General features: G+C 60.7%; 35 protein-coding genes. 11 read left to right on the top strand and 24 right to left on the bottom strand.

From position 1 onward, the window contains the following. Positions 1-570: 570 nt before the first annotated feature. The 8 genes from ATE71_RS11155 to ATE71_RS11185 all read right to left on the bottom strand — a co-directional run bounded on the left by ATE71_RS11155 (position 571) and on the right by ATE71_RS11185 (position 9,194). Positions 571-774, bottom strand: a complete 204-nt coding sequence (locus ATE71_RS11155) for a hypothetical protein (protein ID WP_058801082.1) — start codon at positions 772-774, stop codon at positions 571-573. Beyond that, positions 771-1,517 carry a hypothetical protein gene (locus tag ATE71_RS11160; protein WP_058801081.1) on the bottom strand — a complete coding sequence of 249 codons (747 nt, stop codon included), beginning with the start codon at positions 1,515-1,517 and terminating at the stop codon, positions 771-773. Before ATE71_RS11160 ends, ATE71_RS11155 begins: the two co-directional genes overlap by 4 nt. 25 nt (positions 1,518-1,542) lie before the next feature. After that, positions 1,543-2,028, bottom strand: coding sequence for a thermonuclease family protein (locus ATE71_RS21735; protein WP_321164276.1), 486 nt, complete (start codon positions 2,026-2,028; stop codon positions 1,543-1,545). Continuing rightward, complete coding sequence (locus tag ATE71_RS11165; RefSeq protein WP_058801080.1) at positions 1,998-2,387, bottom strand: hypothetical protein; 390 nt, start codon at positions 2,385-2,387, stop codon at positions 1,998-2,000. Before ATE71_RS11165 ends, ATE71_RS21735 begins: the two co-directional genes overlap by 31 nt. Beyond that, positions 2,384-5,632, bottom strand: a complete 3,249-nt coding sequence (gene mobF, locus ATE71_RS11170; protein WP_058801079.1) for a MobF family relaxase — start codon at positions 5,630-5,632, stop codon at positions 2,384-2,386. Before mobF ends, ATE71_RS11165 begins: the two co-directional genes overlap by 4 nt. Next, on the bottom strand, positions 5,629-6,315 hold the full coding sequence (locus tag ATE71_RS11175) for a hypothetical protein (RefSeq protein ID WP_152998745.1): 687 nt from the start codon (positions 6,313-6,315) through the stop codon (positions 5,629-5,631). The genes mobF and ATE71_RS11175 overlap by 4 nt, the downstream gene beginning before the upstream one ends. A gap of 253 nt (positions 6,316-6,568) precedes the next feature. Beyond that, a complete protein-coding gene (locus ATE71_RS11180; RefSeq protein ID WP_197412001.1) occupies positions 6,569-8,980 on the bottom strand; it encodes a type IV secretion system DNA-binding domain-containing protein in 2,412 nt (803 codons plus the stop codon). Continuing rightward, positions 8,949-9,194, bottom strand: a complete 246-nt coding sequence (locus ATE71_RS11185; RefSeq protein ID WP_058801077.1) for a hypothetical protein — start codon at positions 9,192-9,194, stop codon at positions 8,949-8,951. Before ATE71_RS11185 ends, ATE71_RS11180 begins: the two co-directional genes overlap by 32 nt. A 447-nt stretch (positions 9,195-9,641) precedes the next feature. On the opposite strand from ATE71_RS11185, the gene ATE71_RS22145 reads away from it, so the two are divergent. After that, positions 9,642-10,121 (top strand): hypothetical protein, encoded by a 480-nt coding sequence (locus ATE71_RS22145; RefSeq protein WP_152998747.1) that lies wholly within the window; start codon positions 9,642-9,644, stop codon positions 10,119-10,121. Next, positions 10,072-10,332, top strand: coding sequence for a hypothetical protein (locus tag ATE71_RS11190; RefSeq protein ID WP_058801076.1), 261 nt, complete (start codon positions 10,072-10,074; stop codon positions 10,330-10,332). Before ATE71_RS22145 ends, ATE71_RS11190 begins: the two co-directional genes overlap by 50 nt. A 210-nt stretch (positions 10,333-10,542) precedes the next feature. Here the strand turns inward: ATE71_RS11190 and ATE71_RS22150 are convergent, their stop codons facing one another. From ATE71_RS22150 to ATE71_RS11240, 12 genes are all read right to left on the bottom strand, one after another. After that, entirely contained in the window at positions 10,543-11,223 is a 681-nt protein-coding gene (locus ATE71_RS22150; RefSeq protein WP_152998748.1) for a hypothetical protein, read from the bottom strand. Beyond that, positions 11,220-11,363, bottom strand: coding sequence for a hypothetical protein (locus ATE71_RS22510; RefSeq protein WP_156417120.1), 144 nt, complete (start codon positions 11,361-11,363; stop codon positions 11,220-11,222). Before ATE71_RS22510 ends, ATE71_RS22150 begins: the two co-directional genes overlap by 4 nt. 52 nt (positions 11,364-11,415) lie before the next feature. Beyond that, positions 11,416-11,775 (bottom strand): single-stranded DNA-binding protein, encoded by a 360-nt coding sequence (locus ATE71_RS11200; RefSeq protein ID WP_058801074.1) that lies wholly within the window; start codon positions 11,773-11,775, stop codon positions 11,416-11,418. 508 nt (positions 11,776-12,283) lie between these two features. Further along, positions 12,284-12,718: a hypothetical protein gene (locus tag ATE71_RS11205; RefSeq protein ID WP_058801073.1), complete on the bottom strand. Its 435-nt coding sequence runs from the start codon at positions 12,716-12,718 to the stop codon at positions 12,284-12,286. Between the two features lie 28 nt (positions 12,719-12,746). Further along, positions 12,747-13,016 (bottom strand): type II toxin-antitoxin system RelE family toxin, encoded by a 270-nt coding sequence (locus tag ATE71_RS21740; protein WP_082656927.1) that lies wholly within the window; start codon positions 13,014-13,016, stop codon positions 12,747-12,749. Then, on the bottom strand, positions 13,000-13,227 hold the full coding sequence (locus ATE71_RS11210; RefSeq protein ID WP_058801072.1) for a DUF6290 family protein: 228 nt from the start codon (positions 13,225-13,227) through the stop codon (positions 13,000-13,002). The genes ATE71_RS21740 and ATE71_RS11210 overlap by 17 nt, the downstream gene beginning before the upstream one ends. 157 nt (positions 13,228-13,384) lie before the next feature. Further along, positions 13,385-13,645: a hypothetical protein gene (locus ATE71_RS11215; RefSeq protein WP_058801071.1), complete on the bottom strand. Its 261-nt coding sequence runs from the start codon at positions 13,643-13,645 to the stop codon at positions 13,385-13,387. Between the two features lie 122 nt (positions 13,646-13,767). Beyond that, the gene (locus ATE71_RS11220) at positions 13,768-14,379 is read right to left on the bottom strand and encodes a hypothetical protein (protein WP_058801262.1); all 612 of its coding nucleotides are present in this window, start codon (positions 14,377-14,379) and stop codon (positions 13,768-13,770) included. A gap of 94 nt (positions 14,380-14,473) precedes the next feature. Then, a complete protein-coding gene (locus tag ATE71_RS11225; RefSeq protein ID WP_058801069.1) occupies positions 14,474-14,779 on the bottom strand; it encodes a hypothetical protein in 306 nt (101 codons plus the stop codon). A 48-nt stretch (positions 14,780-14,827) separates the two neighbouring features. Further along, complete coding sequence (locus tag ATE71_RS11230) at positions 14,828-15,181, bottom strand: hypothetical protein (protein WP_058801068.1); 354 nt, start codon at positions 15,179-15,181, stop codon at positions 14,828-14,830. A gap of 27 nt (positions 15,182-15,208) precedes the next feature. Then, complete coding sequence (locus tag ATE71_RS11235; protein ID WP_058801121.1) at positions 15,209-16,177, bottom strand: SLOG family protein; 969 nt, start codon at positions 16,175-16,177, stop codon at positions 15,209-15,211. Between the two features lie 113 nt (positions 16,178-16,290). Beyond that, positions 16,291-16,788 (bottom strand): DUF736 domain-containing protein, encoded by a 498-nt coding sequence (locus ATE71_RS11240; RefSeq protein WP_058801067.1) that lies wholly within the window; start codon positions 16,786-16,788, stop codon positions 16,291-16,293. 926 nt (positions 16,789-17,714) lie between these two features. Between ATE71_RS11240 and ATE71_RS11245 the strand changes: the two genes are divergently transcribed. From ATE71_RS11245 to ATE71_RS11280, 8 genes are all read left to right on the top strand, one after another. Continuing rightward, positions 17,715-18,248: a hypothetical protein gene (locus tag ATE71_RS11245; RefSeq protein ID WP_152998749.1), complete on the top strand. Its 534-nt coding sequence runs from the start codon at positions 17,715-17,717 to the stop codon at positions 18,246-18,248. After that, on the top strand, positions 18,245-18,532 hold the full coding sequence (locus ATE71_RS11250; protein ID WP_058801065.1) for a sigma factor-like helix-turn-helix DNA-binding protein: 288 nt from the start codon (positions 18,245-18,247) through the stop codon (positions 18,530-18,532). The genes ATE71_RS11245 and ATE71_RS11250 overlap by 4 nt, the downstream gene beginning before the upstream one ends. A gap of 82 nt (positions 18,533-18,614) precedes the next feature. Beyond that, positions 18,615-19,175: a hypothetical protein gene (locus ATE71_RS11255; RefSeq protein WP_152998750.1), complete on the top strand. Its 561-nt coding sequence runs from the start codon at positions 18,615-18,617 to the stop codon at positions 19,173-19,175. Further along, positions 19,172-19,471, top strand: a complete 300-nt coding sequence (locus ATE71_RS11260; protein WP_058801063.1) for a hypothetical protein — start codon at positions 19,172-19,174, stop codon at positions 19,469-19,471. The genes ATE71_RS11255 and ATE71_RS11260 overlap by 4 nt, the downstream gene beginning before the upstream one ends. Positions 19,472-19,591: 120 nt before the next feature. Continuing rightward, positions 19,592-20,185, top strand: coding sequence for a TraY domain-containing protein (locus ATE71_RS11265; protein ID WP_058801261.1), 594 nt, complete (start codon positions 19,592-19,594; stop codon positions 20,183-20,185). A gap of 76 nt (positions 20,186-20,261) precedes the next feature. After that, entirely contained in the window at positions 20,262-20,762 is a 501-nt protein-coding gene (locus tag ATE71_RS11270; RefSeq protein ID WP_058801061.1) for a hypothetical protein, read from the top strand. 2 nt (positions 20,763-20,764) lie between these two features. Further along, positions 20,765-21,994: a DUF1173 domain-containing protein gene (locus tag ATE71_RS11275; protein ID WP_058801060.1), complete on the top strand. Its 1,230-nt coding sequence runs from the start codon at positions 20,765-20,767 to the stop codon at positions 21,992-21,994. A gap of 18 nt (positions 21,995-22,012) precedes the next feature. Further along, a complete protein-coding gene (locus tag ATE71_RS11280; protein ID WP_058801059.1) occupies positions 22,013-22,555 on the top strand; it encodes a hypothetical protein in 543 nt (180 codons plus the stop codon). On the opposite strand, the gene ATE71_RS22155 is transcribed toward ATE71_RS11280, so the two are convergent. The 4 genes from ATE71_RS22155 to ATE71_RS22160 form a co-directional block, all read right to left on the bottom strand. After that, on the bottom strand, positions 22,518-22,802 hold the full coding sequence (locus ATE71_RS22155; protein ID WP_152998751.1) for a Thoeris anti-defense Tad2 family protein: 285 nt from the start codon (positions 22,800-22,802) through the stop codon (positions 22,518-22,520). The two genes, ATE71_RS11280 and ATE71_RS22155, sit on opposite strands and share 38 nt — an antisense overlap. 97 nt (positions 22,803-22,899) lie before the next feature. Continuing rightward, positions 22,900-23,922 carry a hypothetical protein gene (locus ATE71_RS11290; protein WP_197412003.1) on the bottom strand — a complete coding sequence of 341 codons (1,023 nt, stop codon included), beginning with the start codon at positions 23,920-23,922 and terminating at the stop codon, positions 22,900-22,902. A 23-nt stretch (positions 23,923-23,945) separates the two neighbouring features. Continuing rightward, complete coding sequence (locus tag ATE71_RS11295) at positions 23,946-24,152, bottom strand: hypothetical protein (RefSeq protein ID WP_058801057.1); 207 nt, start codon at positions 24,150-24,152, stop codon at positions 23,946-23,948. Positions 24,153-24,220: 68 nt separating this feature from the next. Then, positions 24,221-24,358 (bottom strand): DUF3768 domain-containing protein, encoded by a 138-nt coding sequence (locus ATE71_RS22160; protein ID WP_152998753.1) that lies wholly within the window; start codon positions 24,356-24,358, stop codon positions 24,221-24,223. Positions 24,359-24,377: 19 nt separating this feature from the next. Between ATE71_RS22160 and ATE71_RS11300 the strand changes: the two genes are divergently transcribed. Then, the coding region (locus ATE71_RS11300) for an IS110 family transposase (protein ID WP_058803386.1) at positions 24,378-25,203 on the top strand (826 nt) is incomplete at its 3' end.

Here is a 25,203-nt window from a genome sequence, read left to right on the forward strand (position 1 = left end):
AAGCCACGGGACAAAGCTTGCGGCCGCTGCGTCTTTGCCAACGGTCGTGGAATTTTTACCAGTGCGACGCTATAGCGCGCGTGTCAGAGTCGATGAACTATCACCGTGATATGCCCCTGTCGCGGCAACGGCAGGGGCAAATTCATCCACCGCGATGCGCTTCTGCCGATCTGAAGCGGCACTCGGTCGGAAAGACATGCAATCCGCGCCGCGACCGCATTCATTGACCATTATGGAAATACGGCCTATATTGGCGGCGCAGTTGGAGATCTTTAGGATCATCTCAGAGGGCACGTCGTTCCAGCGGCGTGCCCTCTTACATATTGAGGGTGGACGTTCCAGCGCCCACCCTCGCACCCGTTATTTACGGGCTACCTCGATGATTTTCAGCACCAAGGTCGCGAATGCGATGCAAAGCATCGCAACGCTTATTACAGTCAGAGTTTCAATAGGTATCACCTCCTGAAGACGGCGCTTGGCGGAACGATTCCGCTGCCGTCACGCTCATCTGGCGAGAGGTGATCCAAAGCGCCAGTCAAATCGACTGAACCGCGCAGAACCAGTGAAATCTCAGAAGAATCCGCGATCACGGCTATTGCGCAGCTCGACATCGGACATCCGTGTTGAACCACGGCGCACCCAAGCCCGCGCTTTCCCGCCCGATGTGGGCTTTATATCCATATCGCGAAAATCGACATTGTTCTCGCGGGCCCAGTCTTCCGCGGCTTTCTCCGATGAGAATTCGCCAACTTCATCAAAATCGAAACCGCTCATTGCCCTGGCTCCTTCCCGTTCGCACTCGGAGCAGCGCCGGTCGGCGCCGGCGCCGTGTCCACGGTCTTCTTGTCGGCCGCCGACGGCGCGAGCTGGATTCCGTCCTCCCACGGTGTGCCGGTAAACTCGGGCTGGCCTTCGACATAGGTCACGGTCGCGCCCGTGGTCGACCGCACGTACCGCACGACGTCGAGGATCGTCTTGTTCGTCCAATTGTCGCTGTTCCCGACAATGGCCTGTCCGAGCGCCCGACCAAGCCGCGCGTCGAGACCTCCACCCTTTTCCTTGATGTCGATCGCATAGACGTCGAGCTGGTAGCCCTGCACATAGGGAAAGAGGCACATCGTGATCATCAGTTGCTGCGATCCCCGAACCTTCCTCACGGCCGAGCTGATCCAGACGGCGCCGTCGCAGCGCGCCTGCTTGATCGTCGAAAGCTGCGACGTCGAAATGAAGCCGGCATAGGGGCTGTTCTCGAACGGATTGACGAGGGTGAAGCGCCCCGGAGTTTCCGGCGCCGGCCCCATCACGATCGGCGTGACCGTATTCGATTTCGAGATATTCGGGTTAATGCCGTCCTGAAGAATCCGGATCATCTCACCGCGCTTCACCGCGGTCTTGAAGTCGAAAATGTGGTAGAGCTCCGTGGTGCGGCTGCTATCCTGCGCGGCCGCGGCGATCGGCGTTATGGCGATCGCGGCGGCAATGCCGGCGAGGGCCACAGTCGAAATTTTGGTCTTCATTGCCTTCTCCTCATGTCGTCGTGTTTCATAGGTGGTTCGCTTCTCGCACCGCGGACCTGCAGCTTCGCAAGATTGCGTCTCGATCGTCCCATCGGGCCACGTAGCTCGCGCCCGCCCGCAACATGAGACAGCTAAGGTTTTCACCAGATGTCGTCCGGACAACAGCGACCATCCGCCCCCATCGATCGGTCTTGATCGGCGTCACCGTCAGCTTGGTGCTGGAAAATCGCTGAAGAGCCGCACGCTGCGCGCGCGGATCGCCGGGAGCGCATTGCCGTCCCTGCCGGCAGTGGCCTGGCTGTTCGGCCGCATCTATACCGAGAAGCCGGACGCGAACGCGGCCGCAGCGCAGGGTGTCGCCATCGATCGCATGACAGCCCGACACTTCAACCGGCGCCGGTGGCCTCGAGGGCCGGGCCATCATTTCGCCGCCGCCCAGGACCAGCATGATTGTGCCGGCATATGCGAACATGGACCCATTCATGGGCGGTCTCCTCCTCGGCGAACCCATCGGGCCTCTTCGCGCACCGCGCGCACCAGGCCTACAAAGACATGGCCGACAAGATAGATGACGCCGATCCCCATTCCGAGCTCGAGCAACTCGGTCGAAGACTGCCAACGCTGAAGCGTCAGGATCCCGGCAAGTTCGCCAAGTTTAGAGGCGACGACGATCGCAGCGCCAAACGCTGCAACGCTGGCTCCCACGATCCAGAAGGCGGCTTCTCCTCTGCTCTTTCCGGTTCGGGTGATGAAGCGTGCGATTTTCAGCGACACGGCTGAAAGCCTTCGGTGCATCGCCATCGGCGTGCTCGCGATCGCGGCGAAGGAACGGCGTAACGTGCTCATGTTGGACGCTTTCTCGTTCATCATAGTTCGAGCCCCTTGGACCGATCGAGCTGAGGTTCTTCCCGCTGGGCCGGGGCGGGTGCCTTGGTATCCGGCTTACCGCTGCCCTTGTCGTCGGAATTTCCGGTACCAAGCGTATCGGCCGTTTTGCGATCGGCGTTGTCACCTTTCGATCCTGCGTCAACATCCGCCATGCTCCCGAGATCCAGCTTCCGCTCAAGGTCGCTGGCACGAGAAGCGGTGCCGCCGTCCCGATCTGTTCCGGGATCGCGCTGCGCGTCCTTGCCCGAAAGGATCTTTTCGACGTTCAGTTCACCGATCGCCTCGAGCGCAGACGTCTTATCTCCGCGGTTGTTCTCGAGCTGGCGGACGAGCTTGTCCTTGTCATCGGTAAATAAACGGACGTCGACCTGTTGGCGGGTGTGGTTGACGAGGAATGCTCGAGCATTGGAAAGGTTAGTTTCTCGGGCGCCCATGACAGAAAATACGGTCTCATTGGTGATGCCCTGCGCCATGTGGGTATTGATGGCATAGGCGAGGTCCATCCGTTTCAGCATCGGGTCGCCGTTCTTCAGCTCCCGAAGCTCCCCGTCGGACAATTTCACCACGATTCCTTCAGCACTGACTTTTTCGATGCTCGCGATCGTCGCGTTGATCATTCCGCGGCCGTCACGCTTATCGCTGTCCGTCCAGCGGATCCGCTCGCCTTCGTGGACCTCGATGCGCTTCTCATTGCTGAGCTTCAGCCGATTGAGCTTGCCGTTCGGATCGATCTTCATCGGCTCCACACGGTGTTTGCGGCCGCGCATGTCGCGCAGCTCGACGCGCCCGTTCTCGAAAACTCGTTCGATGCGGTAATCGCCCTTCGCCAGCCCAAGACCATTGTCGCGGCCGCCGACCTCGAGGAACTGGGCTTCGCGCCAATTCCGTGCGTAGCGATACTCTTCCCGGGTGAGCTGGAGCGTCTCGCGGACATTGAAAGCGCGACCCTCGCCCTTCAACGTGCCCTCGGCTTTCAGTCCGTCCTGGATAATCCGGTTTGCCTCTGCGCGGCCGTCGCGGCTCGACGGGAGCAATGTCGTCTTCTCGCGATCGTCGGCGGGCAAAGCGAGCCAGGCGTTCGCCGCATCGGTAATGCGATCCTTGCTCACGATTACGCGGTCACCCAATATCGCGATCGCCGCGCGCACGTTGCCGGCGTCGGCGAGATTCGCCACGAGTCGCATGTCCTCGGTCTTCTGCCGCATATTGATATTGACCTCGCTCACGGGGAGCTGGTCCTGAATCGCACGCGCCTGCATGACCGAAAAGCTCTTGCCGGCGTCGATCGGGTTGAGCTGCTTGCGGTCGCCTATGATTGCGAGGCGACCGACCTCCATTAGGTTCGCGATCGCCGTAAGCTTGTCCATCCGCTCATTTGAGATCATCGACGCTTCGTCGAGGATGAGGTAGGTGCCGGCGAGTTCGGCCTTTCGTGCCTCGAGGGCCTGGGGCGACGCTTCGCCGGTCAGGAATTTCTCGTTGGAATAGATGAAGCTGTCGACGGTACGCGCCTCCATTCCGGTGTCGGCCCGAAGATCGGCTACCATTTTGTTCTGGAACGCGAGAGCCTGTGCATCCCCCCGCATGTCGGCCGTCAACAGCACGGCCTTCGTATCCTCGGCCCCGATGACCCGTGCTGCCGCGTCGATAGCCTCCGCCTTGGCGACGGGCTGGAGCATCGTTGATTTGCCGGCGCCGGCGCGCCCCTGGACGAGTACGATGCGATCGGGAGACGACACGATCTGGATCGCGGCCGCGAGCTGCTCATGGTTGAGCTCGCGCGGCGCAGCCAGTTCCTGCAGGCGGGTCTTTGCAACGTCGGCAGACATCAGCGGCCGTGCGTCGCCGGCGCCAGTGTCCATCGCCTTGAGGATCCTGCGTTCCTGTTCGATTGCCTCCCGGGTTGTCACCATGTCGACGGCCTTGTCGAAGCGCTGGGAGGTTTCGGGAACGATCTCGCCCTTTTCGACCAACTCGGCGATGCGCCGCTCTACACGGTCCGGCGTAACGCCCTTTTCGCCAAGGTCGATCGCCGTTTTGACGACATCCGCGGTGCTGAAGACGGCTTCGCGCTCGCTTAGTATCCGAATGGCGCTGGCAGTTGCAAACTGGGCCCGGGCCGTCGCCGGCGTCCGTGTGAGTTTTGCAAGGCCGGAATCAACCAATGGATCGTCGGGCCGCTTCAGGTAATCGACGAGGCGATCGCGCGTTTCCCGGATAGCGGAGCTGACGGCTAGAATTCCCCGCTCGATCGGCGATGATCGCTCCTGCGACTTGGCGAGAGCCATCGCGTAGATCTGGTCGCCATTATAGCGATAGACCCGCGCTTCATCTCGCCACCGTTCGGCGAGCTCCGTTCGGTCGCCGGCGTCCAATTTGGCGTCGCGGGTGCGCTGGGTGATAGCGCGTCGACCTTCCGGGCTGTGAACACCGAGTTCTTCAGCCTTTGCCTTGATGTCATTGCCGCGCTTGGAGAAGCCGTCGAGGGCCTCCTTGTTGATGCGCTCGCCATTCGGTCCGAGAACCTCGAAGGCGCCATGTTTCCCGGTTAGCTCTGTCTTGTAGCCCAAGCCCTCGAGCTTTTCGCGGAGGATCGCGTTGGCCATCGAACTAAGCGTAGCACTGGCCCGGTACATCGCCCCGTTATGCCATGCTCGCCAGCCGTGGTCGCTGGTGACCTCTCCGGTCTTTGGATCGACGCGATCAGGGTTGCGGAAGCGTTCGGGCAGCCGGGTCAGATTGGCGATTACGGCATGGATATGGCTTTGCGGATCCGTCGCACGGCTCGTGTCGTGTTGGAAAAGCGCGTAAACGAGATTGCCGGTCCGAACCGCAATATCCTTCCCGCCGACATGAACGCGCGCTTCGGCAAGATTCTTTTCGGCCCACGCCATCGTTTCCTTCACCGCCTGGACGTGCGCGGCGAGAATACGGGTATCGCCAGAGACTAGGGCAAGGAGCGAGGCAGACTTCGGCATCGAAAAGGTGAAGTCCCGGCCATAGTCGCGCGTCTCCGGATTGCTGACCTGCGTACCGTCAGGCAATTTGCCGTCGAGGATTTTCTCGAACACGCCCGCCTCGACGGTTCCTGACAATCCGAGATCGCGGGAGCCCTCGCCCATCCAGACCGACGCGGCCTCCGACTGTTCGGCCGTGTAATAATTGTCGTTCGCGAAATAGTCGGCGGCCTTACCGGGCGAATGGACGCGGCCGATCGAAACGGTCATTTCGCACCTCGCCGGAGCTCGAGGTCCTGCATCATGCTTTCTATCGACAGCCGCGGTTCGGTCTCGGGCCAGAGCATAGGTTTGAGGCGAGCCGTAGACGGGCCGAGCCAGACCATGCGCACAGCCTGGGCAGCGAGGCGACGTCCGAGCTCACTCGCATACATGGACTCAGCCGCCGCGATCTGGGCGGCGATTGACCATCCGTCGAGAAGTCCCCACTGCCCGTCGGCCGCGATTGCCCACCCCAGGATGAGCATCTCGAGAACAAACGCCCGATCGGCCATACAGAGTGCACAGACAATGCCCCTCGGCCGAGTCAGCACGCCGTGCTCGTCGAAAACGGCCGACCATTCCTCGATATGCTGCAATGCCATTCGGGCCGCGGAAAGATGAGCCGCGCGGAGATCGTCGCGTCTTTTACCTTCGGGATGCTCCGCCAAATCGAACGGCGGCGAAAAGATCAACGATATGGCCGCGACGGTTCCACTGGTCGAGGTGGCGCGCTGCTGAAGCTCGATCGCCGGCGCGATCGCCGCTCGAGCTGCATTGTCCGCGGCGCAATCTGACAGTCGAAGTGCCTGGGCGCCGGCGCCGAGCCATTCAATTCGCCGACCTGCATCGGCATGTTCGGCAAATCGACTCTGCAGCTGCGCGAGATCTTCGAGCTGTGAGAATCCGATCATGACCCGCACCCCGTCATTGCTTCGGACCTTTCCAGTCCGCAACAGGATGGCCCAGATGCCACTTGCCACACCGGTCGCATTCATAGGGCTGCAGCAGTCCGATCTTTCGCCGGCGATCCTTGTGAGGGGCAAAGCGACTTTTGCACGCGCGCATCAGGAGTATCTTTGCGGTTCTCGCCGCGACGGCCGTTCGCCACCTCACCAACCCGGGGCAGAGCGGACTTGGCGGAAGAGGCGAACAGCTCATGGTCGCTCAATCCATATCCATGTCGAGATCGTCGCTGCCGCGCGCCATGCCGTCGGCGCCAAGCTCCGCGCCGCCGGCGCGGCGCTGATCGGTCTCGCCAAAATCCATACGGGATTCACGACGGGCCAGCTCGCCGCCCTTTTCTTCCACGGGATCTTTCGAACCGCGAAGCTGCTCCCTGTTGGCGAGGGCATCCTGCTGGCCGCTGCCCCCCGTGCCGGCATTGCGAGGCGTGGTCACCCTCGGATGGTCATCGTCGATCGAACGCTTCGCGAGCGAGCCGCTGGCGGTGCCTTTTTCGGTTGCCCCCGTCGTCGCGATCTGCCCACCAACCTGGGAACGACGTACATCGAGGACGTCGCGCGCGCGAAGCTCTCGCCCATCCTGCAGGTGCGAAATCTCACGGCGATCTTCCCGATCTGCTTCCGGTTCAACGCCGGGTTCGGGTCGATCGGCTGCAATGTCCGGTCCACCCCCTTCTTCCCCGGTCTCGTCGTCATCATCGTCGTCGACGGGAAGAATGTCCGGCGGTGGTTCGGCTTCGATGAAGCCCTCGGCAACAGCGGGAAAACCGACGTAGGGGAACGACACCAAGGCGGAAGGAAACTTCTCCGGGAAGCGGATATAGGCATTCAGATTGGGGAGGCTGGTGATGTCGTCGGCGATCACCAGTGCCTCTTCCTTGGTGGTAGGCGAGATGGTCGAAGCGTCACGGGTCTGGTGCGCGCCATAGCTATAGGACTCGTCCATTGTGCGGACCTTCCGGAACCCGATAAGCCGCGAGCATTCTTCTGCGGTCTCCCGCTCCTTGACGCGAAGAATGACATTCGTGTTCGCCAGACTGATGATATTCTGCGCGCCATCGTCGCCGTAGGTTTTGCGCAGACCCGCAAAGTTATGCAGTCCGAGCAAGAAGGCACCGCCAAAGCTGCGGGCCGTCTGCAGTCCCCGTTCGAGCGCGGGTAGCTGGTGAAGCGCTGCCAACTCGTCGAAGATAAACCAGGTACGAAGTTGCCGCGTATGCTTTAGGGTCATGATCGTATTGATCGCGATGTTCATCCAGAGTGTGAGGAGCGACCGCGACATATCGAGGTGGGCGTATTGCGCCGTGATGAAGAGGATGGAGGCTTCCCCATTGTCCCGCTTGATCCAGTCCTTGATCGAGAATTGTTCGCCGCCGTCGGGCAGGAACCGAATGGCTTCCGCGTTGGCGTTGAGCACCGCACGGATCGATTGCGCCATCTTTGTGGCATCCGGCGATACGAGCGGCTCGGCTACCGTCCCCATCAAACTGGCGTAAATCTTCTTGAGGTTTGCCTTCAGCAGTTCGTCGCAAAGATGCTTGTTGGTGCCGCGTCCCTTCTTGCGCAGATTGTCGCACATCTCGACGAGCAGCGTGCGCGCCGCCTTCTCCCAGAAGCCGCCATCGGAACCATGATCCGCCGGGATAAGCGCGGACGCCGCGTTCACCAGCTCGCTGCGCGAATGGCAGTCGTTGAACAACGACCAGGACTCGCAGCGTGCATCGTTGAGGTTCAAAACGAAGTCGCGCTCGGGATCATAGAAGGCTTCCATATAGTGCCCCGTCAGGTCGAACAGGACGCATCGATCGCCTCGCTCGATCGCCTGGGCCACGACCTGCCGGATGAGCGTTGTCTTCCCTGTACCGGTCGTACCGGTGAGCATGACATGGCTTTGTTCGAAGCCGTAGGGGAACGGCAGGGTCGCAATCTTGTACGGCAAAATCACCCCGGCCTCTTTCCGCTGGGCGATCGGCAACGCCTCGACCTGCGCCAGCGTAAGATCGGGAAAGGCTTCCTTCGCGCGAGCGCGAACGCGCTCAAGGTTGTGACGATCGAGCATCATCTTGAGGACGTCATATTCGACGATCTCAACCCCGCGTTCGTGGTGATCGGCGAGGATAGATTCGCCCCGCTCGCGGGCCCATGGAATGAACCACCATGCAAAGGTGCCGGCGCCGATCGTCGCGAAGATGAAGCTCCCGAACAATGCGTTCATGAGCTTTGCCCATGCAATCTGGACGTCAGGTATATAGGATACGTAACCCATATAGGTTTGGTAGATGCTGCCGTCCCGAAGCGTCACGTTCGCGCGCTTCATTTCGTCGAGCCCGATGAAATCCCACGTCGCAGCGAGCGCCTTTGTTCCGAGCATCTGGAACTCATAGTCGTCGAGGATGAGGGTGAGTTTCAGCCACAAGAATGCGGCGAGCAGCCCGAACCATACGAACAGCGGAACGCGCGCGCCGCGCCACCACATCGAGAACTGGTGGCCGATAAGCTGAGAGCCGCGTGTGAAGTTTCCGGAGTTGCGATTGGCTTCACCGTGGCTCGACCAGGCGCGCGGATGTTTGGGGCGCGAGTGCTTATCCGCCATGATGGCGGTCCAATCGCGCATCGACGGTTGCGAGGAACTCGTCGCGCCGATCCGGGGCGTTCTTCTTGACCCATTCGTCAGCAACCAGCTGCGTATATTCGCAGATGATTGCCATGCGCTGGGGGTCGAATGCTTTTCCCGCCTTGACGTCGAAATAGAGCTGAAGCGCATCCCGAACGAGGCGCGCTGCGGGGATCGAATTTGACTCACACCACGAAGCGACCGCTTTGGCCAACTCCGGAGTGAATCTGACAGTAATACGCTCCAACCGTCCCTCCGATGGTGGACGGTTGGTGGGTTCCTGAGTGCGAAGGCAGGACGCGCATCTTCTAGCGCGAGGCGCCTGGAGGGTCAAGGTTTCGCGGGGGACCAAATAGCCACGGCATACTTTGGCAGACACAGGGGGCCGATTAACCGACGTTAATTCAATGGGTTATGACTGTCAGCCAAACGGCAGCCTGCATTGTCAGCCGTTTGGCAGACCGGGCAGACGTTTGGCTGACGCCAATTATAGGAGTTAAATCAATATGTTATGCCAACACAAAATTGCGGCTCGCCGCATACCGTGTGCATCTCAGAATGAGATATCCCCGAAGCGGGTTTCTCATTCTGCTTATCGAAGAGAATTCGGGCGTAGCCCGTCAGTTTGCCTGCACCTGGGCACATCGTGCCCGGTTCGGGCATGAGAGATTCGATCTGCGTGAGGCGTCAGCCTCGGCAGACATTTGCCGATCGTGAGACCGGAACGGTCGATGCGATCGGTGAGGATCGTTCGGTTGAACGATGCCGAACGGGTTCCGGACTGGAACCCCGACAAGGATCAGCCGGCCTGACGGATGACGGATTGATTGCGACACCTGTGGGAGCAATCGCCAAAAGACGTATTGCGCTTTTGGGAGCGCGAAGCGCGAACCCAAAACGCTGGCGTAGCGCGCCCAAAACGCAATTCACTTTGACGCCGGGGGCGATCAAACCGGAACGCTATCGGGTACAATATGAGTTCGCTGGAGTGGCCAGCGTTGAGTTTCTGACGGTTCCTATATGGGACTGGAATTTCATCGTCATCGTGATAGCAATGGGCGCAATGAGAACCGCTGAAAAGGAAAGAAGACATGCCAAGAGCCAAGAAGATCGAGGGCAATCTGGACGCGATTACCGCTAAGCGAGAGGCGTTGGAAGCGGAGCTTGCGGAAGTAACGAAGGCCGAACGCCGCGCTCGCGAGGCGGAGCTCGATGCTGGCCGCGATGTGCTGCTTGGTGCGCTCACTAAAGTGAAGATCGCTCGCATGGACCGGAGCGTAGCGACGGTCATTGCGAAAGCGATCGACAAGCATGGACCGACGAAGATTGCGGAAGCTCTCTCGGCACTTTGAAGCGGTCGGCGATGCGCAGGTCGCGAGCGAAGCAAGCGACAAGCGAGGCGATCGTTCGGCGGCTTCGCGTTGGACGCGTGCAACACGATCCGCGAGCATTTGTCTGCGATGCGCTGTCCGCCGGCGTAGCTCGGCGGCAAGCGAGCAGAATGTGGATCGGTGCAGCACATAAAGGAACCGCCGCCAGTGCAGCGGCGGTTCCGTCGGCGCTCAGTGCGCCGTGAAGCAAAGCTGCTCGTATCGGAAATCGAGTTCCATTTCGGTCTCTGCCAGTGTCTCGGCAAGATGATCCTCTTGCATCGAGATCAATCGGCAATCCTCGATCGTCATCGAGTTCCAGTCGATCATGTCCGCGAAAAATTCGGTGCGATCTATCTGCCGGCTGATTGAACGTGCGGCGCTTTCGAGATGAGCGATGCGTGCGTTGATTGCGAGTTCCATGATTGTCCTCCTTTGAAGCCTGTCGATGACAACGTCTCGGGGAGCTGGGGCGCCGTTCCGGTCAAGGACGGCGAAGCCGCCGCGCAGCGGGGAGTGGGGGAACCGATTTTTCTGAAGGAAAAATTGGGGGGACCGCTCATCCTTGACGGGGACGGTGACGCGGCTCCATGCTGAGTCTACAACAACAGATAAATTTCCTTTCGTCCGATCGCGACGGTGCAGCACTGCGATCGGCGATGCGCTGGTTGCGAGCGAAGCAATGCAACGAGCGAGCCGATCGCACGGAAGCGCGAAACCAATACCGGTGATGTCGAATTGATTGACGGCGATGCGAACCGGCGGGCCTTGTCCCGCCGTAAGCGAGGCGTCCAGTCGCGCGCGGGGAGCAAAGCGAAAGGGCCGGAAAGTTCCGGCCCTCGCTTGTGGTTTCGATAGCAGTCTGTGGGTCAATGGCGGGTCGTTGATCCTGCAGCGATGTCGGCCGTGAAGTCGAACATCGGCTGTTCGTCGGGATCGTCGAAGTTCAGCTCCATCTGATCCGCTGCGTCGTAGTCCAAAGCACGATAGGCGTCGTAGAGTTCGGGTTCCATGATGCGTCTCCTGAGAAGACTGAAGGGGCGGCCGAGACCGCCCCCGGGATGGTCAGAAGGGGACGTTGTCGTCCTGGTCGTCATCGTCGCGATCTGCGGGTGCGTCGCCGTTCTTGATGATGGTGGCCATCCGGTCGGCGATGAGGTCGACCGTGTAGTGGCGGGTGCCGTCGGCTTCGTAGCTGTTCTGGCGGACGCGTCCGGTGATGTGAACCAGGTCGCCCTTGCCGATCTTCGCGGCCCGTTCGTTCAGCTTGCCGAAGAAGGTGACGCGGTTCCAGTGGGTGTCGTCCTTCCAGCTATCACCGTCCTTGCGGGGGTAGTTGCTGGCGATGTCGATGTGGGTGACTTTCTCTTTGGCGTCGACTTTGCCGACGCGGCCGATGATGCGAAATTCAGCGATGTTCTGCATGATGTATCTCCTTGGGTGGTGTCGTTGCTGACGCACTTCGAGGAGGCGGCCGCTCGCCGCGGGCAAGCTGAAAAACGGAGGGTCCACGAAGTGGAAACCGTAGGCGCGCAGCGCCGGTTTTCTGCTTGAGGGCTGACAAGCCCGTCCCGCAATAGGCGGGCGAGCTGCCTACGTGCGTCAGACAGCAACGAGACGGCCCAAGGAGATGGGCAGCAACTCGACTTTCGTATTGGACGCCTCGTGCTCGAGGTCGATGGCATGAAGGTCGCACGTTCCGTCGCCGGTCGCCCTATGGAGAGATGTTCAGCGGGACGCTTCAGAAACCGATTGCCCCCGGCGATCGTCGAACCTAGATCCGCGATCGGGCGTCGTGGTGCCCTTCCCCTCCCCGGCCTACGCCATCAGCTTCACCAAGCAGGGTCTGGAGCTTTCGGTCGGCTATTCCGAACGGTGGGTGGGATAGATACGGCGCTGGATCACATAGCCGAAGACGTCTTGGAGCCTGACCTCAGTCCATTAGGTCGTTGAGGGCGATTGCTTCCGGCGGCGCTTTGGCGGTCCGGAGGCTCCGGACGGCTTCGTTGCTCAGTTCCTCGGGAGAGAGTGCAATATGCTGGCGGTTGCGATCATGCGCGATACCGCGCAGCGCCATGAAGAAACCAAATGACCCCACGCCGCCCGAGTAGGCGCAAAAGAGGCCCATGCCGTATGCGCTATGTGCCGCGATGGTGTAGATAGCCAGGGGCATCAACACGAAAGAGGCGAGACCTGTAATCCATGCGAGGAGCCACGTAACTCGGCGGACGAAGCGAAGCCAGCGAGGATCGTCGTCGAATTCGAACGACGGCTCCAGCGACAGCCAGAAGAATTGGGTCGCTTCGTCGGGCACGGTGACAAACAATGTGCGTGCGATCCGACCGGCAAGGTTCCTGACTGTAATCATTTGGCGTCTCCCCGTTCCGATTTTCGGATCATCGGCGGTATACATCGCTGCGATGTCCTATGGTAAGAACAAGGACCACCAGTTTGCCATCTTCAATTTCGCAGATGATCCGAAAATCCCCGACACGATAGCGCCACAAGCCTGCCAGCGGCCCTTGAAGCGCTTTGCCCGTTGACCTCGGGCCCTCGCCATCGGCGACACGCTCGCGAAGAAAACTGATGATACGCTGGGCCGCTTGCCGGTCCAGCTTCTTCAGCGACTTTTCCGCCGCGCCAGAAAGTTCAATTGTCCAAGCCAAGACGGCGCTCCACGTCGTCGAGGCTGGAGATGGTTTCGCGGCCCGCCCGAATGTCTTCAACAACCTTGGCGGCAAGGTAATAGTCTTCCATGTCCTCGATGCTGCGCTCGATCATCTCGCGGATGTAATAGGCTTTGGTCCGACCGGTCAGGTCGGCCAGCCGATCAAGCCGACCCTCGGTTTCAGCATCGAGTCTTACGGATGTTGCCATGATGGCGCTCCTGTTTGAATAGATGTATTCACAGTATCACAATCGATGCAGGGAAGAAAGCGGGAACTCGGCAAGCGATCGAGAAACTGCCCGCGTGCGGGCTGGATCACGGCATGAGGGCTCGGCCCTCTACGCCGGGATCCACTGCCGGCGACGACTAGTCGAACAGCCGCCCGACCAGCTCGGCGCCGTCGTCCTTCAGCAAGATGACATCGCGAAACTGTGCGGGGGTCAGGCGCTGCGAGCTTCCATCGCCGAACCGGAGATCGTGCGTATCGAAGGCTTTGCGATACTCGTAGATTCCGAACGTCGGTTTGATGAAGTTCCAATGGCGAGCGAGCGCCGAGCCGGGCTTGACGAGTGCAATACATTCGATGTCTTTCGCCGGACGCTCAACGGGAGATTTAGGCTTCGGCATGGGTAGTTTCCCCTCCTGTTATTTGCGAATCCTAGCAGGTTGCTCGAACCGGGCTTTCAAATTGCTGCCACCGGCCTGAGAAGACGTGCCCGGTTCAGATTCGCGCAATTCTATAAAGACGTTCATCTCCGCTCTTTCGGCCCCGACCGCACGCCGCGCCGCTTGCGGCGCATCGAGCTGGAGCGCGCGGGCGGAACGTCCGCGCTCATTTCCGCACGGCGCCTACGTTCCTCGCGCCCCCATTCGGCGAAAAGCGGACTGATGTGGGTCTGGATCATCACGTCCAGCTCAAGGTCGGGCATGGCCGCGATCTTGGCTTTGCGATCACGCTCCCATTCGACATCGCTGCGCGGACGTACCTCGCCTTCGTGAACGATCAGTCGGCCGTCACGAAACATATTGATGTAGGTCAGCAAATAGCCCGCATTGCCGGGGCATTTGCAGCGATCCCAATAGCGGATGAATGCGGCGCGATCCGGTTCGGCGATCGCGCGCAGCTCGGCGCGCGCGCGCCACCAGTTTCGAGCCTCGCGATCGCGGTTCGCTTGCTGGTTCTCGACGAATGCTCTGCCGCGCGCGTCGAGCAATTCCTCCGGCGTCGGCTGGCTCTCGGCGATCTCGGCGGCGAAGAGCGGGAATTTCTCGCGATCCAGACGCAGGCGGCGTTCCGCCGCCTTCAATTTCCGGTTCGTCCGCTCATAGGCATAGATTCCGTGGTGTGGAGTGAAGCGCATGGCATTATATCCGACGCAGCGCGGCCACGGTGGGGTGGATACCTCACCGGCTGCGGTGAAAAAATATGTTGAAGTGACGAAGGGGGCTTGAGAGCTAGTCGGGCCGCCAGCGCACGACCAGATCGGCCATTTGATCGCGATACTGATCGCCAAACGCGTTGATATACACGGCCCCGCCGTGCTGACCGAGAAAGGCGAAGACAGTCGCAATGTCGGCCGCAACATCCCGGTCGACGCCGAACAGGTCGGTCACCGGAAAATGGCCCCATTGGTCGCCATCCCACCATGCGAGCAGGAAATTCGCGACACGGGCAGATTGACCCGTGTCCGACCGCGCGACGTCGAGCAGACGGTTAAGCGCGGATTTCACCTCGGGGTGCGCGAGAATTTCCACATTCATCGGTTCGGCTCCTTCGGTCGGTGTATCAAGAAAATCGAATGTCGTCAGTCACCGGGCCTGATCGTGTTTCGAGGCGCGCGCGAGTTCATGAAAACGCCAAGCGACATTTTCCGCGAGCACTGCGAGCCGGGGAAGGTCGCAACTCTGAATCTCTTCCTCGATGCTGATCCGGCGGAGGCTTTCCGCTCGCTGCGCGTCTGCGTCGGTCGGCGCCGCCATCGGCGCTGACGGTGCCGCAATCATTGAAAACCGCGCCCACTGTTGGGTGAGCCATGCAATCAGGCCCGGCTTGTCGGTCGGAACGTCGATCTGTTCCCAGGTCCCGCCGTTCGCGCGGACCAAGCCCGCTGCGTCGCTTTGATTTCCCGTCCATTCGCCAGTGCTGGTCAGATAGAGTCGCATCGTAATTCTCCCGATGGGCGAAAGCGATCAGGCGTGAGCCTGATCGCGGATCGCAAAATCTGCATGTTTGAAGATGGTGAGCGGGACGCCAGCGGCGCGAAGATTCTGCGAGAGATTGATCTGGATGCCGCTGCCTTCGCAAATGACCGCTTCAACGGGAAGCAACCGCTGAATGGAACGATTGCGCTCGAACGCGGCGCGGTTCCCAAGCCGACGGTTAAGCCCAAAGGCGACAAGCGGCACCCCGCGCGCGGCGGCCCATGCCGCGCCGATGGCGTCGGCGCCCTTGTGCTGCCCGGTCGTGACAAGCGTCATTGCGGGAATGCGGGCCTTGATGGTGTCGAGGCGGTCCCAAATCGCCTGATGTTCGGTCCAGTCCTGACCACCCGACAAAACAACAACCGGACCGGTCGGGGCGTGTGCTTCCCGCTTTTCCGCTGCGCGCGCCGCGAGATAGTCGCGCGCGTCGATCTGCGAAGCGGTGAGCGTGCGGCTCGTCCGGCTGCCGGTAGTCGCGGACCAAGGTCGGCCGCATTCGACGCGGTAAATCTCGGCCGCATGGTCGCGCATCATTTCGATCGCCGCGACGGCTTCGTGCAGGGACTGGCAAAGACGCTGCGTTTCCTCGACCTTCACCGCATGGATTTCGGAAGGGTCCATGACGCGGGCCAGCTCGCCAAGTTCGCGCGCGGCGTCATCCTCTTGCCGCGAAAGTTGCTGCGCCACCTTGTGGAAGCTGTTGACGATCCCCCAAGCGATACGAGGTGCGACAAGTGCAAGGCGCGTATCGGCAAAGAGGTTGAAAATCTCGCCGGTTACGTGGGCCGCAACGGCGCGCGCTGCGTCGGCGTCGGGCAAGTCGTCGGCCGTCGGTTCGTCGTGGATGGAAAGCTGGCTGGCGGCAATTTCGCTGGTGAAAGCGCCCGCGAAGGCGTCGGCGCTGGTGAGGCTGGCATAATGTTCTGCGAGGTCGGCAAAGTTATCGAAGCGGGCCATGATGAAATTTCCTGTTCGCCGCTTCGGAAAATGGATAAGCATCGAAGCGGACATTGACCAATGTTCAGCCATGAGAGGCCGGAAGAGCTAGACCCTCTCCCGGCCTCCTTTATTCAGGCGGTCGCCTTGTCGGCGGTTTCACCCCCCTTCCCTGCTGCGCCCTTGCCCTTGCCGCTCTGCGGCGCGTCGGGCGCGGTGCTGTCACCGAGACCTTCCTGCGGGGCGGCTTCATTGTCGCCGCCTTCGCCCATCGGGGGCAGTTCGGTTTGCCCAGCGGGCATGTCCTGCCGCGCGCGGCGGCGCGTCCATGCGACCGCAAAACCTCCCTTGCCGTCACCGAACAGAGCAATGTCCATCGGCCGCGACATGCTCGGATCGTCGATGCGGCCCTGATAGAAGACCTCGCCGCTCGAACGGATGACTTGCTCGAACACCGCGCCGATCTTGATCCAGGTCCGCGCGTTGGTGAGTGCCATTACCTCGAATTTGGGAGCCTTCGGGTTGTCGCTGACGAAGCGGCGCAAACCGATGGTGTTGGAAAAGGCGAGCGTATCGATCTTGCCGATATAGCCGCCATTGTCCGCCGGATTGAGAAAACCAATATTCGCCATGTCTGTTACTCCAGATATTAGGGCAATGCCCCCGTTGATGAAGTCAAAGCGGCGTTGCCGTCTTGACCATTACTTAATAGCGGCGGCGTCAAATCCGGTCTATCGCATTGTTTTCTTGACGAAATTCCGATCCTCTTTGGTGAGCCGGAGCATCAAACAGACGCGCGGTAGCGCGGCCAACGAAGATCTCCCGGCCCGACCAGGGCCGGTTCCATATCGGTCGGGGAAAGCGATGCGATGCCCTCACCTGTCCATCCCCTTCGGAGCCGCCGTCGCAGGCCCCAAGAAGCAGACGGGGGATAGCGCGGGGCAAGCTGAAAAACGGAAGGTTCCGACGCGCAGCGGTGGAAAGCCGTAGGCCCGAAGGGCCGGTTTTCTGCTTGAGCGCCCGCAGGGCGCGTCCCCGCGTGCCGCCGGATGCGACGCCGGGAGCCTGAAAGGCGGCGTAGAAGGGAGAGGGGCAGGTTTGCGCGCACCCCGGCGCCTCGGCACGCGATTAGCGTGGCGAGGCCTCGAGAATGACGGCGGGCGCCAAAGGGCGGCCGACCATCTTCCCATGCCCCTGATCGTTACCCGAAGGGACGAGACCCGCAGGGGCTCGGCGAGCTTGGTCGCGATCGCAGAATCGCGGCCTTAGCGAGTAGAGCAGGTTGCCGATCGGCGTATGCCGCTCGGTGGCCCGCCTTTCCGTGCTCCAATTCTCGGATCAACCCCCTCCCCCAATCCATCAGCCGCAGAATCCCGCACTTTCCGGACGAAATGTCGGGGGATATTCGCGCCAGCGAGACTTCGGCGGAGCCGTATTATTGACGTCAGACACACCCCCCTTTCTGGGTATAGCGCGACAGCGAAAAGTCTGATTTCATTGACCTCGGTCGTTCGAGGCCCTCGCCGGACCGCGACCGAACAACAGCAGGATGAAGACGATGATCGTGACAACGAGCTTGTCGCGCCGGGGCCTTGTGCGCGCCGGCGGAGGACTTTTGCTGACCGGCATATTGCCGATCGACGACAATGTGAGCGATTGGGGGCGCAGCCTGCAGGGCCGCGGCGCGGATCGCTTCGAGCGTGCACAAGAATTCTACCAGGGCGTAGCCGCGGGACTTTATCGGGATCCGCGCGACCTTCTCTATCAGGCGGGGATCGTGGCGCAGCTCGGCATCGGCGCATATTTGCTCGATCTTGGCGCTTCGGACGATTGGTGCCGGCAGCGGATCGGCCTCTTCGTCGACAAGGCATTGGCGATTGCGAACGGGGCAGGTTTGGATCATCGTCAGCCCGACATGCTCGAACTGGCCCGGCTGCTCTCACCCTATGGGCAATGGCGCGGGCCTTTTGCGGCCGATCTGCCGATGACCGCGGCGATCGACGAGCTTCGCGTGTCGGCGACACTAAATGACTTGCTTGCGAAGGTGCGGCGCCGGCTCGCCGGCGAGCGCATCGAAGCGCGCGCACGATGAAATGGCATCATCACTTGTCGCGCGCTTATTGGCTCCGGATCCGCGCGAAGCGCTATCCGCATTATGCTCGTCGGCTCGGCGCTGATCCGCCGGTCCTCGATCAACTGGATCTGGCGATGGACCTGTTGTGGCCCTTCGCGCGGCGCGTGTTCCTCATGCACCGCGTCGATGATCTGTCCTATGGAGCGATTGCGACCGCGGTCGACGTCGACGTGGCGACGATCGAACGCTGTATCGCCGATGCGCTGTGGTCGGTCAGAATGGTTCGCCGGGAGTTCGAGTGAGCCCGCGGAACCGCTGTAACGTGAGCCTCATGTTACCCCCCATTTATTGGAATACCAATTTACAGGGGGTGACTTAACCACCGTGAACCTGATCCTTTCCGCGTGCGCGACCCGCGCACAATTCGGGGGACGTCAGATGGAACGCCGGACCTTCATTGGCGGATTGAACGCGGCCGCGGGGATCGTCGGCGTGGGCTATCTTGGCGCTTCACCGATTTCCCCCGGCAACGAACAATACGAGGATGCGCAGTGGCGGCTGCAGAACGCGCGAGCGTTTTTCCCGAAGGGAGAAATCGTGCGCGCGGGCGACCTGCTCTATCAATTGGGCATTGTATCGCAGCTCGCCCTGACGGCATGCGTCATTGCTGAAGGATGGACGGACGACGATTGTCGCCGGAGGATTGGACTGGACGTCGGCAAAGCCCTCTTCTTTGCGAAGGCTGCCGGACTGCAATTCGATTCCGATCGCTTCGCGCGCCTCGTCCCGCTTTTGTCGCCCTACGGACGATGGCGATCGCCGCCAACGAGCGGTCGCATCCAAGTCGGGACGATCGACCCCGGCGCGAAAGCCGCGGTCTCCGAGCTGCTGGTATCGGTACAGTCGCACCTGGTCGGCGCCGACGGCGAGGGAGGTGATCGATGATGTGGCATCATCGCATCGCGCGGAACTATTGGCTGCATGTCCGATTGCGACATTACCCGGCGTTTGCGCAGAGTATCGGCCCAGCCCCGGAACTCCGCGAGCAAGTGAAGCTCGGGATCCAGCTCGTTTGGCCGTTAGCGCGGTCCGTCTTTCTCCTGAATTGCGTACACGATTTGAGTTATCGCCAGATAGCGACATGCGTCGGGGTCGATGTCCGCACCGTCGAGTTGTGCCTCGCCGATGCACTGATTTCGATGTGGATGATCTGTGACGAGTTTGGCGAAACGCCCTGCTGATCTCGCACGATGGGCTACGTGATCGCGCCGCATCGCATGCCCCTTCACGGCCTGTATTACAATCTTGCCTCATCCTCAAATTTGTCTTACGCAAGATGGCTTAGTCATCGGGAGATGCGCATGAGGATCTTTAACGTGCGATTGTCGCGCGAGGAAGAAGCTGAGCTGGCGGCCGCGGCGAAGAAGTCGGGTCGTAGCAAGTCGGAGATCGCGCGCGATGCGATTTCCGCGCATCTGAAGTCGATGGCCGATGATGAGCGGCGCTGGGAAACGCTTCATGACGATTGGAGCGAATATGGGTCCGCAGTCCAGGACGCCTATGAATCCCTTGTCGGCCAACAGATTGCCAAGCTCGAGGCGGTTCGCAAAGCGTTCGAGTCACGCCTCGTCGAGATAGGGAATCTGGATTGGGAAAAGGCGATTGAGCCGGTTTACGAGGTTTTTCGGCGCAAGGTGATCGAGAAGTCAGTCATCGCATATGCCCCGAATCCCTACATTGGGGGACGAGATCCCAAAGAGCCAGAGATGGGCGCCGTGATCGGGTTTGCGGCCGACGACACCCATGACCTTGTGATCCCGCTTGAGCAGGCATTCTATGACTATTGCCACGCCTCAGGCTGGGATGCCTTCAACGAAATTCCAGCAGTCTATGCGCGAGCGCGGGCGCGCCTCGAGGCGGAAGATAAGGATCGACAGCGATCGAGTGCGAATTAGGGATTCGCAGATGCGATCCAGTTGATAATATGCCGATCTTCAGTTCGTGTTCGGCAAAGAAACGAGGAAAATTTTTATGGCGCTGCAGGATCTATGGCTGGAAGGCATCGATGTCGATGCGGCGCTGTACGATGTTCGTGATGACGATACGCAGGCGTGGGAAGTGCGTGCGCTTGCGGGCGCGAGCATTGGTATCGATCCGATCGCGGGGCTGCGCGCCGTCATCGAGCTCAGTACCGCTCTGGAGCGCATCGTTCGCGGCGAAGATGAGGGCAAGACGCAACTTGCCAGCATCCTCGGCCGCGCCGGCGACGACTATCAGCGGTGCCTATGGTACACGGTCGCGGGCCGCGATCCGCTCGCGGTCGCGACGTCGTTCGGCGAGCTCGAGAAGTTGATGGCTGCTCGCGCGATGCTCTGGGTCGAGGCCGACGATCGCGGTCTTACGCCGGCGAAGTCGGACAATCCCTATTGGTCGACAGCGCCGGAGGGGCCGCGAGCGTCCTTCAGCGAGCGTTTCGAGCTCGGCGCCCATTGGACCCCATTTCTGCCTTCTGAATTGCTCCCGGAGGACTGACCATGCAGCGCTACTATGTTCTCGACCGGGAAATGGCCGCAGGCGAAGACGGGTTCGAGGCGATGGTGGCGCGAGCCTATACGCTCAAGCAGGCAGTGCGCTGCCTCTGCCGGCGCGACATCGCGCTCGATCTCTATATCGCCCATCGACATGGCGGGCATGTGCTGTCGCGCTGGCCCGGGACGGGCCCGCGGCACGCACCACACTGCGATCATTATGAGGCGCCCGATCATCTGACGGGGCTCGGCCAGGTTCTCGGCAGCGCGATCGTCGACGACATCGACAATGGCGTGACGACGCTCAAGTTCGGTTTCCCGCTGTCCAAAGGGCCAGCGCGCGCGGCGCCGGCGTCGTTCACGAACGACAAGCCTGACGTGAAGGCCACGGGCCAGCGACTGTCGATGCGCGGTATGCTGCATTTCCTTTGGGATCGGGCGCAGCTCACGCACTGGCATCCTCGGATGGCGGGCAAGCGCAACTGGTACATCGTTCGCCGGCAGCTCCTGAATGCGGCGCTCGGCTGCAAGGTGCGCGGCGATCCTCTCGCGCAGCGGCTTTTCGTGCCCGAGACATTCCGTCTTGATGACAAGGACGCGATCGCGGGCCGTCAGGACGCGGAGCTAGCCATTGCGCGATCGGAGCCCGGCAGGATTATGATCCTGATCGGCGAGATCCGTTCGATCGAGAGCGCGCGCTATGGCGAAAAGATCCTGATCAAGCATATGCCCCAGCGGCCGTTCCTCATGGATGCCGATATGGCGCGCCGCTTCCATAAGCGGTTCGCGGCGGAAGAGGAGCTTTGGCGGTCCGACGATCGCGACGGCAGTTTGATCCTGGCCGCGAGCTTTTCGATGGGGGCGTCGGGCCTCGCGCAAATATTCGAGATGTCGGTGATGCCCGTTACTCGCGAATGGATCCCCTATGAGGGGCTCGAGGAGCGGATGTTGGTCACCCAAGCGATCGAAGAGAAGCGCCATTTCGTGAAGGGGATGCGGGTCAATCTCGGTCTCGAGATGCCGATCGCGAGCTTGACGCTTACCGACACCGGCGGAGAAGCCACGGCGGTATATCTCGCGCATAATCTGCCCGAGCCTCGATATGACGAAGCGCTCGAGCAGCTCATGCGGACGCAAGGCGTCCAGCATGTGACGTGGCGGCCCGGTGACCGGCTGCAGTCAGCGCAGAGCGGTACAACTCCAATTATGGTGGCGGGCACCTCGACCGCACACTGAGGCACATTTGGAGCGTCTATGACGATAGTCGACAAGATGACGGCCGCGGAGCGGCTTATTCTGACCGCGGTCGATATGCTCGGGCGGAAGGATGATCCGCTTGCGGTTCATGTCGTGGCATCTTCTGCACTGAGCCTGCTTCGGGAGCTCGTCGCATCTCAGGGCAATGACTATGTGTCTCAGGTCATCAAGGAAGGCGTCTATCGGTCAGCGCTGGCAAAGATCCAAGGCGCCCCAGCGGGAATGCCAGACTCCGACATTCTCGAGGCTATTGTCAATTCGGTCGCGGAAGGTATCGAATCGGGCGCGGTGAAGTCCGCGGGGGATATCGTCATCGTGGCATCGAAGAAGACTGTCTGGTCTTATCTCGACTATATCTTCAAGCCGTACAATTTCCTGAAACATGCCGATCGGGACCCCTTGGCCACATTGGATGAGGCCGATTTCGATCCCGAAGGCGCGCTGGCTCATGCGATGACGGCATATCTAATGGCGCGCGGGGACGGCGAGCTCCCGGAACCGTTTACGGTGTTCCTGAAGAAGCAGGGGATTCTGGTGTAGCCGGCGCCGGCGGAGCGGAAAGGTCGGCGCCATTGTCGTCGACCAGAACCCAATCGGTTGCGCACCAGTCGGCTCTGCCCATCGCGAGCGGCCATTCGATCGTTTGATCGTCCTGCGTAAGCGCCATCACATATTCGGCAAACCCGTCCTTGTCCTGACGAGCGATCCAGCGGCGGCCTTTGTGCCACCCGTCGCGGCGGACGCGGGCACCGTTTTCGATTGCGTCGAGAGCTTCACGGAAATCCATGTCGTGTTTCCCCAAATACGCCCCGGTTCGGAATCATAAGCGAAACAAAGGCTTCGGCAAGAGTCCTGGTAGTTCGAGAGGCGCTGGAATGCTGACGCTATGCGGCGACTTGCAATCCGACGGGGATCAACGGTCCTGTGCAGCCGTCATAGAACCGAGATCCGCTTGGGTCGTCGAACAGTCGCATGTCGTTCGCGTCGAACCATCTCAGCCAGGCTGAAAGCTCGGCACGTTTCTCGATGGGAAAATTGCCTTCGGTATCTTGAAAGCGGACCAAGGCGGCGGGAGCCATTGCGATGATCGCGTCGATTTCGTCGGAAGGCAAAAGCTGCTCGTCCCGAATGAAGTCGGTCATCGCGCCTGGGCGGCGTTCGGCGCCATTTCGTCCTTTCACCGATTTGCGCCATAAGCCCTCGACATTGCGCAATCGGGGTTTTGCCCGCGCTTCCATCAAGACAATCCTTCTCAGCTGGGATATCGGGAGGTCCCGAATCTCCCATGGTTTAGCGGCTCCGCACATGAAACAGGCGCTTTTGCTAGGGAGAGGAAGCCCTTCAGCGAGAATGCGGGCCTCACAAGCGGCGCGGTCCCATCCCCATTCGCGCAGCGGATATTCGTAGTCGTAGCGCGGATCCAAATGACCTTCGGCATGGGCATATCGTTTGCTGTCGCGGGCGCCGGCGTCATAGCCGATGCACTTCGTCACCTTGCCGCCGCGGGCCCACCAGCTGATGGCAGGCTCCCATGCTTCGACGAAACGATCCTGTGGTTCGATCTTCCATTTCTGCGAGCAGCTATGGCGGCCGAAGCTGATCGAAGGCAGCGTGCCGTTGGTGAAGCAATTTTCGTCGAGAGTGCGGTATGGAGGCCAGTGCTTGAAGCGACGCGGCTCATAACGGACCGTCTCGCACCGGATGCCGCGACGGCGAAGCCAGCGGAATATGAGATCGCGGTACGCATAGGTTTCAGGCTTTTCGGAACCCGTATCCGCGAAAAGCACAAGATCGATCCGCCGACCTTGGGCCATCATTTCGAGCAACATTGCCGTTGAATCGACGCCAGCACCGAAGGCGACGACAACGGGCGGTTCCGCAGGCGGATGCGGGGATACGACAAGCATTGTGGAAACCATGTTCCCGATCGTCAGGACGCCAGAAGGTCGATTCGATTATCGACGACGGTAGCGGCTATCGCGATGCAAGCGATCGCGTTCGGCTGACCGGCTGCGCGTTCGACGAGGTGCGGCTGTTCGGGATCTCCGGTGGCAAGAATGACAAACGATCTACCGGCAGCGTCAGACAGTCGGGCGGCGACGCGGTAGGCGTTATCGAAGGTTGCAAGGGTCCGCATGGGGTTGCCTTTCAAGAGGTGGGAGCTGTTCGGATATGGGGGAATGGGCGCCATCGGCAGCGCGGGACTCAATAGTCTTCCGGTAGCAGGATTGTGACGACGCGCGTCGTGATCGACGCGTCCGCGGGATCCTCGGAACCATATTCACAATCGAGATCGTAATAGATCCTATGCAGGCCGGATCGGCTATGCCGTTGTTCCGTCAAACCTCACGGAGAACGCTACATGGAGAACTCGTCGTCAGATTACTGCCCCAAGACTTCTGTCATTGTCAGCGTTGAGCTCAGCAAGCGCAACTGGCTTGTTGCCTCGCTCTCGCCAGGAGCGGCGAAGCCTTCGCTGCGGACAATTCCTGCCGGGAACAGCGCGGCACTGATCAGTCACCTTCGCAATCTTGAGTGCAAGGCCGCTGATCGTATCGGTGAACCTGCCGCCATTCGCCTGTGCTTCGAGATTGGATATGATGGCTTCTGGCTCGCAAGGCTACTGCGGTCGAACGACATCGATACCTATGTCCTGGATCCCGCCAGCTTCCTCGTGTCGCGGCGAGGCAGGCGCGCAAAAACCGACCGGATCGACGCCGAAGCAATGATCGGGATCCTCAAAGCCTATCTCGCTGGCGACAAAAGCGTGTGCCGTGTCGTGGACGTGCCCTCTCCCGAGGAAGAGGACGCGCGCCGAGTAATGCGGGAGCGCGGCGATCTCGTGCACGAGCGCACCCGAATTATCTCTCGGATCAGGGGGCTACTTGCATTACAGGGCATACGATCTGTCAAAGCCATCAAGGGCGGTGACTGGTCAAAACAGCTCGACGACATGCGCACCGGCGATGGGCGGCCTTTGCCACCAAACCTTCGTCGGCAAATTGAGCGCTGTTTCGAACGGCTCGCGTTGCTCAACGATCAGATCAAGGACATCGAGCGGGACCGCGCTGAAGTTGTGCTCCATGAGGAGTCTACCTTCCCATGCCGAGAGAAAGCGGTTCGCCTTGAGCAGTTGAAGGGCATTGGTCCGAACAGCGCGGCAATGTTGGTTGCAGAGGTTTTTTGCC

This window comes from Sphingopyxis sp. H115 (assembly GCF_001468465.1).
Taxonomy (GTDB): domain Bacteria; phylum Pseudomonadota; class Alphaproteobacteria; order Sphingomonadales; family Sphingomonadaceae; genus Sphingopyxis.

Bases quoted from the DNA above. Each gene is read 5' to 3' on its own strand.
- ATE71_RS11270 (WP_058801061.1), top strand. From the start codon at position 20,262: ATGGCGCTGCAGGATCTATGGCTGGAAGGCATCGATGTCGATGCGGCG.
- ATE71_RS11295 (WP_058801057.1), bottom strand. From the start codon at position 24,152: ATGCGGACCCTTGCAACCTTCGATAACGCCTACCGCGTCGCCGCCCGA.
- mobF (WP_058801079.1), bottom strand. From the start codon at position 5,632: ATGACCGTTTCGATCGGCCGCGTCCATTCGCCCGGTAAGGCCGCCGAC.
- ATE71_RS22145 (WP_152998747.1), top strand. From the start codon at position 9,642: ATGAGAGATTCGATCTGCGTGAGGCGTCAGCCTCGGCAGACATTTGCC.
- ATE71_RS11190 (WP_058801076.1), top strand. From the start codon at position 10,072: ATGCCAAGAGCCAAGAAGATCGAGGGCAATCTGGACGCGATTACCGCT.
- ATE71_RS11165 (WP_058801080.1), bottom strand. From the start codon at position 2,387: ATGATGAACGAGAAAGCGTCCAACATGAGCACGTTACGCCGTTCCTTC.
- ATE71_RS11280 (WP_058801059.1), top strand. From the start codon at position 22,013: ATGACGATAGTCGACAAGATGACGGCCGCGGAGCGGCTTATTCTGACC.
- ATE71_RS11180 (WP_197412001.1), bottom strand. From the start codon at position 8,980: ATGCGCGATTGGACCGCCATCATGGCGGATAAGCACTCGCGCCCCAAA.
- ATE71_RS11155 (WP_058801082.1), bottom strand. From the start codon at position 774: ATGAGCGGTTTCGATTTTGATGAAGTTGGCGAATTCTCATCGGAGAAA.
- ATE71_RS11215 (WP_058801071.1), bottom strand. From the start codon at position 13,645: ATGCCGAAGCCTAAATCTCCCGTTGAGCGTCCGGCGAAAGACATCGAA.
- ATE71_RS11225 (WP_058801069.1), bottom strand. From the start codon at position 14,779: ATGAATGTGGAAATTCTCGCGCACCCCGAGGTGAAATCCGCGCTTAAC.
- ATE71_RS22510 (WP_156417120.1), bottom strand. From the start codon at position 11,363: ATGGAACCCGAACTCTACGACGCCTATCGTGCTTTGGACTACGACGCA.
- ATE71_RS11235 (WP_058801121.1), bottom strand. From the start codon at position 16,177: ATGGCCCGCTTCGATAACTTTGCCGACCTCGCAGAACATTATGCCAGC.
- ATE71_RS11250 (WP_058801065.1), top strand. From the start codon at position 18,245: ATGAAATGGCATCATCACTTGTCGCGCGCTTATTGGCTCCGGATCCGC.
- ATE71_RS22155 (WP_152998751.1), bottom strand. From the start codon at position 22,802: ATGGATTTCCGTGAAGCTCTCGACGCAATCGAAAACGGTGCCCGCGTC.
- ATE71_RS11175 (WP_152998745.1), bottom strand. From the start codon at position 6,315: ATGATCGGATTCTCACAGCTCGAAGATCTCGCGCAGCTGCAGAGTCGA.
- ATE71_RS11230 (WP_058801068.1), bottom strand. From the start codon at position 15,181: ATGCGACTCTATCTGACCAGCACTGGCGAATGGACGGGAAATCAAAGC.
- ATE71_RS11290 (WP_197412003.1), bottom strand. From the start codon at position 23,922: ATGCTTGTCGTATCCCCGCATCCGCCTGCGGAACCGCCCGTTGTCGTC.
- ATE71_RS11245 (WP_152998749.1), top strand. From the start codon at position 17,715: ATGATCGTGACAACGAGCTTGTCGCGCCGGGGCCTTGTGCGCGCCGGC.
- ATE71_RS11220 (WP_058801262.1), bottom strand. From the start codon at position 14,379: ATGCGCTTCACTCCACACCACGGAATCTATGCCTATGAGCGGACGAAC.
- ATE71_RS21735 (WP_321164276.1), bottom strand. From the start codon at position 2,028: ATGGGTTCGCCGAGGAGGAGACCGCCCATGAATGGGTCCATGTTCGCA.
- ATE71_RS11240 (WP_058801067.1), bottom strand. From the start codon at position 16,788: ATGGCGAATATTGGTTTTCTCAATCCGGCGGACAATGGCGGCTATATC.
- ATE71_RS11160 (WP_058801081.1), bottom strand. From the start codon at position 1,517: ATGAAGACCAAAATTTCGACTGTGGCCCTCGCCGGCATTGCCGCCGCG.
- ATE71_RS11265 (WP_058801261.1), top strand. From the start codon at position 19,592: ATGAGGATCTTTAACGTGCGATTGTCGCGCGAGGAAGAAGCTGAGCTG.
- ATE71_RS11205 (WP_058801073.1), bottom strand. From the start codon at position 12,718: ATGATTACAGTCAGGAACCTTGCCGGTCGGATCGCACGCACATTGTTT.
- ATE71_RS11260 (WP_058801063.1), top strand. From the start codon at position 19,172: ATGATGTGGCATCATCGCATCGCGCGGAACTATTGGCTGCATGTCCGA.
- ATE71_RS11200 (WP_058801074.1), bottom strand. From the start codon at position 11,775: ATGCAGAACATCGCTGAATTTCGCATCATCGGCCGCGTCGGCAAAGTC.
- ATE71_RS11210 (WP_058801072.1), bottom strand. From the start codon at position 13,227: ATGGCAACATCCGTAAGACTCGATGCTGAAACCGAGGGTCGGCTTGAT.
- ATE71_RS11275 (WP_058801060.1), top strand. From the start codon at position 20,765: ATGCAGCGCTACTATGTTCTCGACCGGGAAATGGCCGCAGGCGAAGAC.